This is a genomic window from Sphingomonas echinoides, from assembly GCF_029623395.1.
Lineage (GTDB): Bacteria > Pseudomonadota > Alphaproteobacteria > Sphingomonadales > Sphingomonadaceae > Sphingomonas > Sphingomonas echinoides_A.
Genome location: NZ_JAPYKK010000002.1, coordinates 129,959 through 144,720 on the forward strand (window position 1 = coordinate 129,959; position 14,762 = coordinate 144,720).

Below are 14,762 nucleotides of genomic sequence, written 5' to 3' on the forward strand. Positions count from 1 at the left end.
AGCGATGAGCCTCTACCTCAGCGAGCACGAGCGGTCCGCACTTAAGTCGATCAACTCCAATACGCTGCGCGAGCTGGTCGACGAGGCGGTATGGAGCACCCGCTCACGCGCCCTCCGCGAGCTCCGCCTTGCAAGCTGCGGTGTCTACGTCGCCGAGCGACTGCGGCGGTTCGAACGCGACCTCGACAACTACGCCAAGGCAAAATCGGCGCAAAAGAGGATCGATACACGAGCGCGGGTGAGCAGCGCCGGGAGTGAACTCCTCCGCGCGGTGCGCGAGATGCAGGACCGGATGGTGGCGGAGGACAGGGAGCTCGAGCGCTTCCGCATCGATGACCTGATCCCGCCGCCCCACCGCCTGCGTGAGCGGATCGAGGTACGGGTCGGTTTCCAATGGCGCGACATCGCCTCGGACTCCTGGCGGTTCAGCAGCATCACTTTCGCCCATAACGTCCAGCTGCATCCCGATTATGAGAAGCCGGTGCCGAAGCGGAAGCCGAGCGCGGCTAAGCAGGATGAGGAGCGCCAGGACGAGCTCTACCGCCGCTGGGAGGATCTCCGGTCGCGGGCGCTCGGCACGGTGCGGGAGTTTTTTCAGAAGGGCGGCGACGGCACCGCGATCCTCGAGAGGTTCGAAGCGCAGTCCGGCATGCGAAGCCGCTTTCTCGACAATTTTAGCTGCGATTTCTGGCTCGATCCGGCCGCGACGTCCGGCGCGGCGGGCTAGGATCGCGCCTCGGCCCATATCGAACTGCACTCCACCCACTCAACTCTACGCCAGCGGAGCCACGCCGGATCGCAGCGTGATCTTCCGGGAACGCAATGGTTGTGGGGTTTTCGCCCTTGTTCGGCAACGAAAGGCATTCAAGGCCCGTCCCGGGGCCGCATGAACGAACGACCGTTTGCAGCCGTCGCCACCCGTAAGCAGCCGAGCCCTTTCCACCCTCGAGAGGCGCTCGAGCCCCCTTCCCTGCTTCTTGAACGAATGGCTGGTTTTTTCGGCCGTCCGCTCCAAAGCGGACGGGCGGCTTTCCCCCCAATTTTAACAAAGTTGAGCCCTCAAACCGGCTTTGCTCTCGACTTAGTGTACGGTTCGAGCATTGCTGTCAGGGCCGGACTGATCAACGCCACCGGCCATGAACCGGCGCTGCATGCCAGCACCACTCCAGCGAGCCCTGCATTGACGGGGCTTGGGTCAGTGGCAGCAGCATTTTGCCGCGGCCGAAGACCGAAAGGCCAACATCATGGCACAGCCCTTTAAACTCACCGACCTCCAGCTTGCTTTGCTAACCATCGCCGCCGAAAGCAGCGATGGCAGCCTACTACCTGCTCCTGAACATGTCGGCGACCTTGATGCTGGCATTCAAAATGCCATCCCCCCGCTCATCAAACACGCGTTGGTTACAGAAACTCTGGTGACGGACACAAACGCAAGCTGGCGACAGAATGGCAATAGCTACTTTGGGTTGCTCATCACCAGTGCTGGGCGGGTAACGGTTGCCGAAGCGCCAGTGCCAAAGACCGTTGTCCCTGCTGCTCGGGCCGACAGTAAGATCGCCACGGTCGCGCAACTTCTCCGCCGCGACGCCGGCGCCAGCCTGGACGAACTTGTTCAGGTCACCGGCTGGCTGCCGCACACTACACGGGCCGCACTAACCGGTTTGCGCAAGAAGGGGCATGCCATCACCCGCAGCGGCGAAACCGGCGCCTTTCGCTACCATATGGCGGCATGATGGGCATTGATGAGAAGCTTGCTCGGCTGGCGACGTTGTCGCCGGCCGACCTGCGTGCCGAATGGATGCAAACTTACAAGGTCCCTGCCCCCAAACTGTCACCAGACCTGCTCCGGCTCGGTATCGCCTACCGGCTACAAGAGAAAGTCTATGGCAGCATACCAATACGGGTCGCGCGGTCGCTAACGCGTCCCACAACTTCCGCTGCGCGTACGATCAAGCCCGGCACACAGCTTGTCCGTAGCTGGAACGGTCGTACCATCGATGTGCTTGCCACTGACGACGGTTTTCTCATGGACGGAGAAAGCTACCGCTCGCTGTCTGCCATTGCCCGCCACGTCACCGGCACGGCCTGGTCAGGGCCACGCTTCTTTGGGCTGAACTGATGGCAAAGGCGACAGTTCGCTCAGTCGGATCGAGCACGGTCCGCTGTGCAATCTACACCCGCAAGTCCACCGAAGAAGGTCTCGATCAGGCATTCAACAGCCTCGATGCGCAACGCGAAGCTTGCGAAGCCTATCTCTTGAGCCAGCGTCACGAGGGCTGGACGCTGGTGAAAGACTCGTATGACGATGGCGGTTTCTCGGGCGGCAATATGGAACGACCAGGACTGAAACGGCTGATGGCGGATGTCCAGGCGGGTAAGGTTGACGTCATCGTCGTCTACAAGGTCGACCGTTTGACTCGCGCGCTCTCGGACTTCGCCAAAATCGTCGATGTACTCGATGCCCGCGGGGCCTCGTTTGTATCGGTAACCCAGGCCTTTAACACCACGACCAGCATGGGTCGGCTCACGCTCAACGTACTCCTGTCTTTTGCCCAGTTCGAGCGCGAGGTTACCGGGGAGCGCATCCGCGACAAGATTGCGCAATCCAAGGCCAAGGGCATGTGGATGGGGGGACCAGTGCCGCTGGGCTACCGGGTCGAAAATCGCCTGCTCGTTATCAACGATGACGATGCACGCACCGTCCGGCATATCTTCGAACGCTATGTAGCACTCGGGTCCGGCAGAGGGCTGATCGACGAGCTACGCAGCGATGGCTACCGAACCAAAGTACAACAACTGGCGAACGGCTCCGCTCGCGGTGGCGTTCCGTTTGAGCGCGGCATGCTGTTCAACATGCTCGGTAATCGGATTTACGTTGGCGACATCGTTCACAAGGGTATTGCGTTCAAAGGCGCGCACCTTCCAATCATTTCGCCCCAACTCTGGGAACAGGTGCAACAGACCATCTCGGCAGGTCAGGTCCAGCGCAACTCTGGCACCAACCATCGTACAGCGAGCATGCTGGTCGGTGTACTGTACGACATGCACGGTCGGCGGATGGCTCCGAGCCATGCGGTAAAGTCCGCTAAACGCTACCGCTATTACATTACCCCAGCATCCGAGCTGGTTGAGCACGGCCCGGTGGCGTCGCGTCTGCCAGCTGGCGATATCGAGGAAGTGGTTGTTGACCGGCTTCGCGCGCTGCTCTCATCCTCGCATCAACTTCGGCAACTGCTACCGCCAAAGCTACCCGCGCAGACGGTTGCTGGGATAATCGCGACTGCGGCCGAGATGGTCGGCAAGCTTGCCACCCATTACGGTCGGCACACGCTGGTCAGAGCGTTGGTCCAACGTGTCAGGCTGGATGATGAGCAAGTTCAACTGATCGTGGATCGGGCGGCTCTGTTTAGAGCCCTGGGGATCGACAGTGGTACTAAGGATGCGCCGGTTCAGCTTACTACGCCAGCCGTCCGTGTTCGTCACGGGAAGGCGGTAAAGTTGGTGATGACCAACGACGATGGAACTGTTGTACGCCGCGACGAGACGCTGGTCACGCTGTTGGCCGATGCCGTCGCCGCGCGCGCTGCCGTCATGGCTTCGCCCGAAACCTCTATTAAACTGCTTGCCAGCAGCACCGGCCAATGCAGCACGCGTATGACCCGGCTAGTTCGGCTATCGTGGCTCGCTCCCGAGATCGTACGGGCCATCAGCGATGGACGACATCCACCGACACTCACTCCCGCAAAGCTGCTGGCGATGGCTCTACCCGCCTGCTGGGCACAGCAGAAGGTCTTGCTCGACCTCTAATGCTGAAGCTGCCTTCCGGGTCAGGACGACCGAAAGGCATACAATCGAGACCGCATCGGCTCGCCGCTCACGTCAACTTCAATCGAAACTAAGCCCCCAGTTGGCTTCCGACGAAGTCCACGGTCGCTTACGTAATTGTACTCACTTTGAATGTGGAGTCCCGAATTTCGGCTCTTGAGACGAAGGCCGTATTCGCCTCTAATTTTCGCGATGGTGTCCGTCTCTAGGCTCCACCGCCAGAACTACCGGTCCGTAAAGCGCCGGAAATGCGGGGACATTCGCCAACGTGCCCGAAGGCTATGTAATAGTCAGCGCAATGCGAAAAGAATGGTGCCCGGAAGAGGACTCGAACCTCCACGACCTTGCGATCGCCAGCACCTGAAGCTGGTGCGTCTACCAATTCCGCCATCCGGGCACTGGGTAGGTGGCGGGCCTTAGGGGAGCGTCGTTGGTCTTGTCAACACGCACGATGCTAGGCAGAGGACAGATCGACATTCGAGAAGGCGCTTCGATGAACAACAAGCTGGTGACTTTGATCGGCGGCGGGGGTTTCCTCGGTCGCTATGTGGCGCAGGCGCTGCTGGAACGCGGCACGCGGGTGCGAATCGCGCAGCGTGATCCGCATCAGGCCTTTTTCCTGAAACCCTTGGGGGGCCTCGGCCAAACGCAGTTCGTCGCGGTCGACATCACCAAACCCGAATCGGTCGCGCGCGCGGTCGCGGGTGCGGATGCGGTGGTGAACCTCGTCGGCATCCTCGCCGGCGATTTTCAGAAGATTCAGGTCGATGGCGCCCGAATCGTCGCCGAGGCCGCAGAGCGTGCCGGGGTGGAGACCCTGATTCATATGTCCGCGATCGGTGCGGACAGTGCGTCGGATTCGGCTTACGGTCGCTCGAAGGGGGATGGCGAGGCCGCGGTGCGCGCCGCCTTCCCGTCCGCGACCATCCTGCGTCCGTCGATCGTGTTCGGTCGCGAGGACCAGTTCCTCAATCGATTCGCAGCGATGATCGGCAGCGCGCCGGTCGTTCCGGTGCTGCGGTCGGGCACGACGTTCCAGCCCGTCTATGTCGGCGATGTCGCGCAAGCGGTCGTCAAGGCGCTGGACGAACCCATGATCGCGGCAGGCAAGACTTTCGAACTCGGCGGCCCCGACACGATCACGATGGGCGCGCTGATCCGCTGGATCGCCAAGATGACCGGCCACAAACGCCGGATCGTCGAGCTGCCCGATTCGATCGGTGCCGCAATCGCGGGGCTCGGCTTCCTGCCGGGCGCGCCGATCACCAAGGACCAGTGGAAGATGCTGGCGACCGACAATGTCGTGTCGGCGGGGGCGAGCGGACTCGATACGCTCGGAATCACGCCGACGCCGCTCGATGCGGTCGCGCCGGCATGGCTGGTGCGCTACCGCAAGGGCGGTCGCTTCTCTGCACCGATCGCTGCCTGACAAAGCCGGCGAGGTCCGCGATCGATGGCCGGCCTCGCGGAGCCGTAGAAGGGAACGCACGTGAACGAGATCATCAACATCATCCTCCTCGGCATCGTCGAGGGGGTCACCGAGTTCCTGCCCGTTTCCTCGACCGGCCATCTCATTCTGGCGACCAAGCTGCTCGGTTATGACGCGGCACGCTGGGGGGCGTTCAACGTGATCATCCAGTTGGGCGCGATCCTCGCGATCGTCGCACTCTACTGGCGGACATTCTGGGCGGTCGGCATGGGGGTGATGAAGCGCGAGCCGAAATCGCTGCTGTTCGTCCGCAACGTGCTCGTTGCGTTCATTCCCGCCGCGGTGATCGGCCTTGCGATCCACAAGCAGATCGAGGCGTTGCTCGGCAATGCCGAGGTGGTTGCGATTGCGCTGATCGTCGGCGGGCTTGCGATCATCGCGGTCGAGCGGCTTGCCCCCAAGAGCGACATTGTCGGGGTTGCCGACATTCCGCTCACGAAGGTGATCGGCATCGGCTTCCTGCAGTGTCTCGCGATGGTCCCCGGCGTCAGTCGGTCGGGCGCGACGATCCTCGGCGCCCTCGCGCTTGGGGTCGAGCGGCGGACGGCGGCGGAGTTCAGCTTCTTCCTCGCAATTCCGACGATGCTCGGCGCGACGGCGCTCGAGCTGGTCAAGAACCGGCACGAGATGATGAGCGGCCAGGGTGTCGGGCTCGGTGCGATCGCGCTGGGGTTTGCGGTGTCGTTCGTCGTCGCCTTGCTCGTGGTGAAATGGTTCATCGGCGTGGTGACGCGCTACGGGTTCGTTCCCTTCGCGGTGTACCGGATCATTGCCGGCGCCATCGCATTGGCGTGGCTTTCCACGCTATAGGTCCATTCCGGTCGTTTTACTTACCAAGCCGGCAATGGATTTCCGCCATAACCACCCGGCGGCAATTTAATAGGTCAGCATACGTGACTTATATCGTAGTTTTTCGGTGACAGCGACATAATAGTACGATATGCGCCGCTTCCTCGAAAGGATGCGTGCATGGCTGACTCATTGCTGCTCAAATTTGTCGATCGCGATCAGGCGTATCCTGCAAAACGTGCGCCCGAACTGCGGGCGGAGGATTTTCAGGAGATTGCGGATCGTTACGCGGCTCCCGAGGCTGAGCAACAGGCCGGACGTTGCTCGCAGTGCGGCGTGCCGTATTGTTCGGTGCATTGCCCGCTCCACAATCACATCCCCGATTGGCTTCGCCTGACCGCAGAGGGGCGGCTCCGCGAAGCGTATGAGCTGAGCAACGCCACCTCGACCATGCCCGAGATCTGCGGTCGCATTTGCCCGCAGGACCGGCTGTGCGAAGGCAATTGCGTCATCGAGTTTTCGGGCCACGGTGCCGTGACGATCGGCTCGGTCGAAAAGTTCATCACCGACACCGCTTGGGAACAGGGCTGGGTCGAACCGGTCATGGTGGGGCCTGCCCGCGGCCAGTCGGTCGGGGTGATCGGCGCTGGACCCGCGGGTTTGTCGGCAGCGGAATATCTGCGCGGCAACGGCTATGAGGTCCATGTCTATGACCGCTACGACCGCGCTGGCGGGCTGCTGACCTATGGCATTCCGGGCTTCAAGCTCGAGAAGCCGGTCATCATGCGCCGGGTCGAACGGCTCAAGGCGGCTGGAATCGTCTTCCACGAAAGCTTCGAGGTCGGCCGCGACGCGACGCTGGACGAGCTCCGGCAGCGCCATGATGCGCTGCTGATCGCAACCGGCGTGTACAAGGCGCGCGCGATCAAGGCGCCGGGTGTCGAGCGCGACGGCGTGGTCGATGCGCTCGACTTCCTCACCGCCTCCAACCGCAAGAATTTCGGCGATGCCGTCCCCGCCTATGACGACGGCAGCCTCAACGCGGCGGGCAAGCATGTCGTCGTGATCGGCGGCGGCGATACCGCGATGGACTGCGTCCGCACCGCGATCCGCCAGGATGCTGCGTCGGTGAAGTGCCTCTACCGCCGCGACCGCGCCAACATGCCGGGGTCACAGCGCGAAGTGAACAACGCCGAGGAAGAAGGCGTCGAGTTCGTCTGGCTCTCCGCACCCGAAAGCTTCGTCGGCGAAGATCGCGTGTCCGGCGTCAAGGCGAGCGCGATGCGGCTCGGCGCCCCCGATGCGAGCGCTCGGCGCGCCCCCGAGATCGATCCCGAGGGCGGGTTCGATCTGCAGGCCGATCTCGTCATCAAGGCACTCGGCTTCGACGCCGAGGATCTGCCGCGGCTGTTCGATGCGCCCGAGCTTGGCGTGACGCGCTGGGGCACGGTGCTGGTCGACAACAAGACGCTGATGACCTCGCTCTACGGCGTCTTCGCGGCGGGCGACATCGTGCGCGGCGCATCGCTGGTGGTCTGGGCGATCCGCGACGGGCGTGACGTTGCGGCGACCATGCATAACTTCCTGAAGGCGAAGGCGCGGACCGCAAAGGTCGCGGCGTGAGATACGCCTGTATCATCGCGGGCGTGCTCGCCATGGTTGGGTCACCGACCTTTGCGCAGGGCGCGCCGACATCCGTTGCTCAAACCGCCGCACAACCCGGCGCGCCGACGGATCCCGCCCGGCTGGCAGTAGCGCGTCGCGTCGCCGCACGGCTCCTGCCCCCCGGCGTCTACAAGCAACTCATGTCGGGTTCGATGGACTCAATCATGGGCGGCGTGGGCGGTGCCATCAAGGCCATGCCGCTCGGCCAGATCGCGCAAATGGGCGGGATGAAGGTCGAGGATGCGCAGAAACTCGACAAGATCGATCTCACCCAGATCATGGCAATCTACGACCCGCGGTGGGAAGAGCGTCAGCAACTCACGATGCACGCGATGCTCGGGGCGATGGGCGACTTCTTCACGACGATGGAGCCCGAGCTTCGCGACGGGATGGCGCATGCCTATGCCAATCGTTTCTCGCTAACCGAGCTGACCGATCTGGATCGGTATTTCGGAACGCCGACCGGGGCGAAATATGCGGCGACCGTCACCACGATCATGACCGATCCTGCGGTCATGAATACGATGAAGGACATGATGCCCAGGATGATGCAGCAAATGCCGCATTTCATGGAAGCTGCTACCAAGGCGACCGCCGCGCTGCCGCCGCCGCGACGGATGGAAGACCTGACCCCGGCTGAGAAAGCGCGCCTTGCGAAGGCGATGGGTACCAAAGAGAACAAGCTGCAAGACCCCAAGGGCACATCATGACCAACATGGACTCCGAACGCCTCCGCCTCGCCGAACACGGCATGTATCGCCCCGAATTCGAGGGCGACGCCTGCGGCGTCGGTCTTGTCGCCGCGGCCGATGGCACGCCCTCGCGCCGCGTCGTGCAATCCGCGATCGATGCGCTGAAGGCTGTGTGGCACCGCGGCGCGGTCGATGCGGATGGCAAGACCGGCGATGGCGCAGGCCTGCACATCGATCTCCCGCTCAAGTTCTTCGACGATGCGGTCGCCGCCTCTGGCCATCGCCAGATGCCCAACCGCCTCGCGGTCGGGATGATCTTCCTGCCCCGCACCGATCTCGGCGCGCAGGAGGCGTGCCGCACGATCGTCGAGAGCGCGATCATCGAGGAAGGCTATACGATCTACGGCTGGCGCCAGGTGCCGGTCGACGTGTCGGTGATTGGCCAGAAAGCGCAGGCGACCCGCCCCGAGATCGAGCAGATCATGATCGCTGGGCCCCTGCCCGACGACCAGACCGCCGCCGAGTTCGAGAAGAACCTCTACCTTGTCCGCCGCCGGATCGAGAAGCGCGTGATCGCGGCGCAGATCCAGGGCTTCTACGTCTGCTCGCTGTCGTGCCGGTCGATCATCTACAAGGGCCTGTTCCTCGCGGAATCGTTGTCGGTGTTCTACCCCGATCTGCGCGACCCGCGGTTCGAGAGCCGCGTTGCGATCTTCCATCAGCGCTATTCGACCAACACCTTCCCGCAATGGTGGCTGGCGCAGCCGTTCCGCTGCCTCGCACACAATGGCGAGATCAACACGATCCGCGGCAACAAGAACTGGATGCTCAGCCACGAGATCAAGATGGCGAGCCTGTCGTTCGGCGATCAGTCGGAGGACATCAAGCCGGTGATCCCGGCGGGCGCGTCCGACACCGCAGCGCTCGACGCGGTATTCGAGGCGATCTGCCGCTCGGGCCGCGACGCGCCGACCGCCAAGCTGATGCTGGTGCCCGAGGCGATGGCGGATTCGATCGACATGCCCGCCGATCATTTCTCCATGTACCAGTATCTCGCATCGGTGATGGAGCCGTGGGACGGCCCCGCCGCACTCGCGATGACCGATGGCCGCTGGGCGGTCGCGGGGATGGACCGCAATGCGCTCCGCCCGTTGCGCTATGTCCGCACGGTCGACGGGATCGTCATCGTCGGGTCGGAAAGCGGGATGGTCGTGGTGCCTGAATCGACGATCATCGAGAAGGGCCGGCTCGGGCCGGGCCAGATGCTCGCGATCGATCTCGACGAGGGCGTGCTGTACCATGACCGCGCGATCAAGGATCAGATCGCGGGCGAGGCGGATTACGCCGCGATGATCGGCGCGTTCAAGCGGATCGAGGCGCTGCCGCAGCCCGCCGAAGACGCGATCATGCGTTTCGATCGTGCCGACCTCACGCGCCGTCAGGTCGCGGCGGGGCAGACGCTCGAGGATATGGAGCTGATCCTGTCGCCGATGGTCGAGGGCGCGAAGGAAGCGATCGGCTCGATGGGCGACGATACGCCGCTCGCGGTCATCTCGGACAAGCCACGCCTGATCAGCCAGTTCTTCCGGCAGAATTTCAGCCAGGTCACCAACCCGCCGATCGACCCGTTGCGCGAACGCCATGTGATGTCGCTCAAGACGCGCTTCGGCAATCTCGCCAACATCCTCGACACCGAGGACCGGCGCGACGGCGTGCTGGTGCTGCAATCGCCGGTGCTCGACGGCACCGCTTGGGCGCAGCTCAAGGCGCATTTCGGCGCGCAGGCGGCAGAGATCGACTGCACCTTCGAGGCAGGCGGCGGGCCGGAGACGCTCCGTGCGGCCATCGCCCGCATCCGTGCCGAAGCGGTAACGGCGGTGCGCCAGGGCAAGAGCGAACTGTTCCTGACCGACATGGCGATCGGCGTCGACCGGATCGGCATCGCGGGCGTGCTCGCGGCGGCGGCGGTGCATACGCACCTCGTCCGCATGGGGCTGCGCTCCTATGCCAGCATCAACATCCAGACCGCCGAATGCCTCGACACGCATTATTATGCGGTGCTGATTGGCGTCGGCGCGACCACCGTCCACGCCTATCTGGCCGAAGCGTCGATCGCGGATCGCCAGGCGCGCGGGCTGTTCGGCGAGCTGCCCCTTGCCGAATGTCTCAAGCGGCATCGCACTGCAGTCGACGAGGGCCTCCTCAAGATCATGTCGAAGATGGGGATCGCGGTGATCTCCAGCTATCGCGGTGGCTATAACTTCGAGGCGGTCGGCCTCAGCCGTGCGCTCGTCAACGACCTGTTCCCTGGGATGCCCGCGAAGATCTCGGGCGAAGGCTATGCCTCGCTCCACCTCAACGCTCAGCTTCGCCACGACAAGGCGTTCGACGAGGGCGTCGCCACGCTCCCGATCGGCGGCTTTTATCGCCAGCGCCATACCGGCGAGACGCACGCTTACTCGGCGCAGCTGATGCATCTGCTGCAGAACTCGGTCGCGAACGACAGCTATTCGACTTACCTGCAATTCGCGCGCGGGGTGGAGGCGCTGCCCCCGGTCTATCTGCGCGACTTGCTCCAGTTCAAATATCCCGACGAAGGCATCCCGGTCGACCAGGTCGAGGCGATCACCGAGATCCGCAAGCGCTTCGTGACGCCGGGCATGTCGCTCGGCGCGCTCAGCCCGGAGGCACATGAGACGCTCGCGATCGCGATGAACCGGATCGGCGCGAAGGCGGTGTCGGGCGAAGGGGGCGAGGACACCGAACGCTATTCGCCGCGCGCCAATGGCGACAACGCCAATTCGGGCGTCAAGCAGATCGCCAGCGGTCGCTTCGGCGTGACTGCGGAATATCTCAACGCCTGCGAGGAAATCGAGATCAAGGTCGCGCAGGGGGCCAAGCCCGGCGAAGGCGGGCAGCTGCCCGGCTTCAAGGTGACCGAGTTCATCGCCAAGCTGCGCCATGCGACCCCGGGCGTGACGCTCATCTCGCCGCCGCCGCATCACGACATCTATTCGATCGAAGATCTCGCGCAGCTCATCTACGACTGCAAGCAGATCAACCCGACCGCGCGGGTGTGCGTCAAGCTCGTCTCGTCCGCCGGCATCGGCACGGTGGCGGCGGGCGTGGCCAAGGCGCATGCCGACGTCATCCTGATCGCAGGGCATGTCGGCGGCACCGGGGCCTCCCCGCAAACCAGCATCAAATATGCCGGGACGCCTTGGGAGATGGGGCTGTCAGAGGTCAACCAGACGCTGACGCTCAACGGCCTGCGCGGGCGGATCAAGCTGCGCACCGACGGCGGGCTCAAAACCGGGCGCGACATCGTCATCGCGGCGATCCTGGGCGCGGAGGAGTTTGGGATCGGCACGCTGTCGCTCGTCGCGATGGGCTGCATCATGGTGCGCCAGTGCCATTCGAACACATGTCCGGTCGGTGTCTGCACGCAGGACCAGAAGCTGCGCGACAAGTTCACCGGTACGCCCGAAAAGGTCATCAACCTGATGACCTTCATCGCCGAGGAAGTCCGCGACATCCTGGCAAGGCTCGGCTTCCGCAGCCTCGACGAAGTGATCGGCCGGACCGAATTGCTCCGCCAGGTGAGCCGCGGTGCGGAACATCTCGACGATCTCGACCTCAATCCGATCCTCGCCAAGGTCGATGCGCCCGACGACCAGCGCCGCTTCAGCCTGACGACGCGGCGCAACGAAGTGCCCGACAGCCTGGACGCGCAGATCATCAAGGATGCGGGCGCAGTGTTCAGTCGGCGCGAGAAGATGCAGCTGACCTATTCGGTGCGCAACACGCACCGCGCGGTCGGGACGCGGCTGTCTAGCGAGATCACGCGCACCTTCGGGATGTCGGCGCTCGCGGACGGGCACGTCCACGTCCGGCTGCGTGGGTCGGCGGGGCAGAGCCTCGGCGCGTTCCTGTGCAAGGGGATCACGCTCGAAGTGTTCGGCGACGCCAATGACTATGTCGGCAAGGGCCTGTCGGGTGGCATCATCGCGGTGCGCCCGGTGGTGAGTTCGCCGCTCGCGTCGCAGGACAATACGATCATCGGCAACACTGTGTTGTATGGCGCGACGTCGGGCAGCCTCTATGCGGCTGGCCAGGCGGGCGAACGCTTCGCCGTGCGCAACTCGGGCGCGAACGTCGTGGTCGAGGGCTGTGGTGCGAATGGCTGCGAATATATGACCGGTGGGACCGCGGTCGTGCTCGGCCCGGTCGGCGCGAACTTCGGCGCAGGGATGACCGGCGGGATGGCGTTCATCTACGACGCCGACGGCAGCTTCGCGCGGCGTGCCAACCCCGACAACATCACATGGAACCGCCTGTCGTCGCTGCATTGGGAAGCGGTGCTGCTCGGCATGGTCCGGGCGCACCACGCCGCGACCGACAGCAAATGGTCGGGCGCGTTGCTCGACGATTGGGGCCGCGTGGTGGATCGGTTCTGGCAGGTGGTGCCGAAGGAAATGCTGACCAGGCTTGCCCATCCGATCGACGACCGGGTGGAGCAGGTTGCCGCGGAATAATTAGCGCCGCGGTGGTGCGGCGCAGGCAGGAGCCAAAGGTTGCGGGCGGCCCCGTCCGTAACCTTTGACTGCCGCGCAGTGGCGCCACCAGCCCGACGGATCGACGGACCTTCGAAAAGATGCTATCGGCGACGTCTGACCGTAGTCCAAAAGGTACGCCATGCGTCTGTATCTCCTAGGTTTGTTTGCCCTCACCGTCGCCACTCCCGCGCTGGCGCATGAGCCTGCCCCACGCCCGTCGCCGCAGATCGACGCGGCGAAGGTGGGCGCGCTCCTGTCGAACCCGCTCATTCAGGAGGGGCTCGCCGCGGTCGTCGACCAATATGCAAACGCATTGCTCCAGACGCACGTCGGTCCGGTCGCGCAACTCGCGGACCCCAGCGCGCGGATCCGGCCCGAGGATACGCTGGCGGACGTCATCGCCCGGCAGGATCCCCATTATGCGGATCACCTCCACCAAGGCGCGAAGGGCGCGATTGCAGCGACCGGCAAGGCCGCCACGGGAGTCGCGAGCATGACCGCCGAACTCCAGCGCACGACCGACCGATTGCGCGCGGTCCTGGCGCAAAGCGGGCTCGGTCTGGACGCCGACCGCTAGAAGTCGACATCCGCTCCGTCGGGCAACTCCATGGGATGGGTCCCTTCGGCAGGAACGGGTAAGGCTGCGGTCCGGACGTTCGGGCATACGGGCCGGGCGACAGGAAACCGACGCCCGTTCAACGCAACTGCTCTTGCTCTCCCAAAAGAGCCATCCCGAGCCGCGCCCGCAACCTTCCCGATCGCGGCGAGCGTGGTGCCATGCCCGGCGTAAGTCACCAGTCGGAAATTCTCCTCCCTTTCCCCTCGACCCACTCGCTTGCCAGTTGGCGATCGTAGCGTATTATTCGAATAACACAGTTCGAATGACCGAACCCGCCACTGGGACGAAATGTCGATGCTTCATCCGATAGCGCTGCTCGCAACCACGCTCGTTGGTACGCACTCCCCCGCTCCCCTACCAACCGAAGATCGTATCAGGGCGGCGGACGACACCTTCTGGGCAGCGTTCAACACATGCGACCGCAGGCGCATGGAAGCGATGATGACGCCCGATGTCGAGTTCTACCATGACAAGACCGGCGCCACGGTCTCGCGCGACGCGGTCGTCGCGTCGTTGATGGACGGCCCTTGCGGTACGAAGGGATTTCATGTCCGCCGCGAACTGGTTGCGGGGTCGCTCTCCTATGATCCGGTGCCGGGGTTCGGCGCGATGCTGACCGGACGGCACCGTTTCTATGCCCGGCGTGACGGCCAACCCGAACGGGTCGATGGCGAAGCGCGGTTCGCGGTCGTGTGGCAGGACGTGGGAAGCGCGCCCCGGATGCGTCGCGTGCTCAGCTACGCGCATGGCCCCGTGGTCGAGCCGCCTGCCTCGGCCGCGATCAATATACCCGTGGCGACCTTGCAGCGCTATGTCGGGCGGTACACGTCACCGCTGAGCGACATCGCCGTTACCCTCGCCCAAGGACAGCTTCACATCGTATCCGGGCACATGTCCGCCGATCTCGTCGCGATCGACGTCGCGACGTTCCAGGCACCGGGGCGTGCGTTAAGGTTCGCGTTCGTCACGGACGGCGATACGATCGCGAAGGTGGTCGTCGAGGAAAATGGCGGGATCGTCACGGAAGGCACGCGGCAGGAGGCGCGCCCGGGCCAGCCGCGCTCAACCGCGCTGTCCGGCCACACGCCGTAACGTCTGACCGATTAAACCCCCGCGCCATCTTCCCC

The 14,762-nt window shown here is 64.0% G+C and carries 11 protein-coding genes and 1 tRNA gene; 11 read left to right on the forward strand and 1 reads right to left on the reverse strand.

What is annotated here, in order from left to right:
• Positions 1-4 precede the first annotated feature (4 nt).
• From QBJ92_RS02355 to QBJ92_RS02370, 4 genes are all read left to right on the forward strand, one after another.
• Positions 5-727, forward strand: coding sequence for a hypothetical protein (locus QBJ92_RS02355; RefSeq protein WP_277968083.1), 723 nt, complete (start codon positions 5-7; stop codon positions 725-727).
• 517 nt (positions 728-1,244) lie between these two features.
• The gene (locus QBJ92_RS02360; protein ID WP_277968084.1) at positions 1,245-1,733 is read left to right on the forward strand and encodes a DUF3489 domain-containing protein; all 489 of its coding nucleotides are present in this window, start codon (positions 1,245-1,247) and stop codon (positions 1,731-1,733) included.
• Positions 1,730-2,119 carry a DUF2924 domain-containing protein gene (locus QBJ92_RS02365; RefSeq protein WP_277968085.1) on the forward strand — a complete coding sequence of 130 codons (390 nt, stop codon included), beginning with the start codon at positions 1,730-1,732 and terminating at the stop codon, positions 2,117-2,119. Before QBJ92_RS02360 ends, QBJ92_RS02365 begins: the two co-directional genes overlap by 4 nt.
• Positions 2,119-3,807: a recombinase family protein gene (locus tag QBJ92_RS02370; protein WP_277968086.1), complete on the forward strand. Its 1,689-nt coding sequence runs from the start codon at positions 2,119-2,121 to the stop codon at positions 3,805-3,807. The genes QBJ92_RS02365 and QBJ92_RS02370 overlap by 1 nt, the downstream gene beginning before the upstream one ends.
• Positions 3,808-4,135: 328 nt before the next feature.
• Here QBJ92_RS02370 and QBJ92_RS02375 read toward each other — a convergent pair.
• Positions 4,136-4,222, reverse strand: a tRNA-Leu gene (locus QBJ92_RS02375).
• Positions 4,223-4,318: 96 nt separating this feature from the next.
• On the opposite strand from QBJ92_RS02375, the gene QBJ92_RS02380 reads away from it, so the two are divergent.
• The 7 genes from QBJ92_RS02380 to QBJ92_RS02410 all read left to right on the forward strand — a co-directional run bounded on the left by QBJ92_RS02380 (position 4,319) and on the right by QBJ92_RS02410 (position 14,727).
• Entirely contained in the window at positions 4,319-5,254 is a 936-nt protein-coding gene (locus tag QBJ92_RS02380; protein WP_277968087.1) for a complex I NDUFA9 subunit family protein, read from the forward strand.
• Positions 5,255-5,314: 60 nt separating this feature from the next.
• On the forward strand, positions 5,315-6,124 hold the full coding sequence (locus tag QBJ92_RS02385; RefSeq protein ID WP_277968088.1) for an undecaprenyl-diphosphate phosphatase: 810 nt from the start codon (positions 5,315-5,317) through the stop codon (positions 6,122-6,124).
• A 159-nt stretch (positions 6,125-6,283) separates the two neighbouring features.
• A complete protein-coding gene (locus QBJ92_RS02390; protein WP_277968089.1) occupies positions 6,284-7,726 on the forward strand; it encodes an NAD(P)-dependent oxidoreductase in 1,443 nt (480 codons plus the stop codon).
• On the forward strand, positions 7,723-8,478 hold the full coding sequence (locus QBJ92_RS02395) for a hypothetical protein (RefSeq protein ID WP_277968090.1): 756 nt from the start codon (positions 7,723-7,725) through the stop codon (positions 8,476-8,478). The genes QBJ92_RS02390 and QBJ92_RS02395 overlap by 4 nt, the downstream gene beginning before the upstream one ends.
• The gene (gene gltB, locus QBJ92_RS02400; RefSeq protein ID WP_277968091.1) at positions 8,475-12,995 is read left to right on the forward strand and encodes a glutamate synthase large subunit; all 4,521 of its coding nucleotides are present in this window, start codon (positions 8,475-8,477) and stop codon (positions 12,993-12,995) included. The genes QBJ92_RS02395 and gltB overlap by 4 nt, the downstream gene beginning before the upstream one ends.
• A 160-nt stretch (positions 12,996-13,155) precedes the next feature.
• Complete coding sequence (locus QBJ92_RS02405; RefSeq protein WP_277968092.1) at positions 13,156-13,593, forward strand: hypothetical protein; 438 nt, start codon at positions 13,156-13,158, stop codon at positions 13,591-13,593.
• A gap of 336 nt (positions 13,594-13,929) precedes the next feature.
• Positions 13,930-14,727 (forward strand): nuclear transport factor 2 family protein, encoded by a 798-nt coding sequence (locus QBJ92_RS02410; protein ID WP_277968093.1) that lies wholly within the window; start codon positions 13,930-13,932, stop codon positions 14,725-14,727.
• Positions 14,728-14,762: the final 35 nt, after the last annotated feature.

Bases quoted from the DNA above. Each gene is read 5' to 3' on its own strand.
- QBJ92_RS02355 (WP_277968083.1), top strand. From the start codon at position 5: ATGAGCCTCTACCTCAGCGAGCACGAGCGGTCCGCACTTAAGTCGATC.
- QBJ92_RS02360 (WP_277968084.1), top strand. From the start codon at position 1,245: ATGGCACAGCCCTTTAAACTCACCGACCTCCAGCTTGCTTTGCTAACC.
- QBJ92_RS02365 (WP_277968085.1), top strand. From the start codon at position 1,730: ATGATGGGCATTGATGAGAAGCTTGCTCGGCTGGCGACGTTGTCGCCG.
- QBJ92_RS02370 (WP_277968086.1), top strand. From the start codon at position 2,119: ATGGCAAAGGCGACAGTTCGCTCAGTCGGATCGAGCACGGTCCGCTGT.
- QBJ92_RS02380 (WP_277968087.1), top strand. From the start codon at position 4,319: ATGAACAACAAGCTGGTGACTTTGATCGGCGGCGGGGGTTTCCTCGGT.
- QBJ92_RS02390 (WP_277968089.1), top strand. From the start codon at position 6,284: ATGGCTGACTCATTGCTGCTCAAATTTGTCGATCGCGATCAGGCGTAT.
- gltB (WP_277968091.1), top strand. From the start codon at position 8,475: ATGACCAACATGGACTCCGAACGCCTCCGCCTCGCCGAACACGGCATG.
- QBJ92_RS02405 (WP_277968092.1), top strand. From the start codon at position 13,156: ATGCGTCTGTATCTCCTAGGTTTGTTTGCCCTCACCGTCGCCACTCCC.
- QBJ92_RS02410 (WP_277968093.1), top strand. From the start codon at position 13,930: ATGCTTCATCCGATAGCGCTGCTCGCAACCACGCTCGTTGGTACGCAC.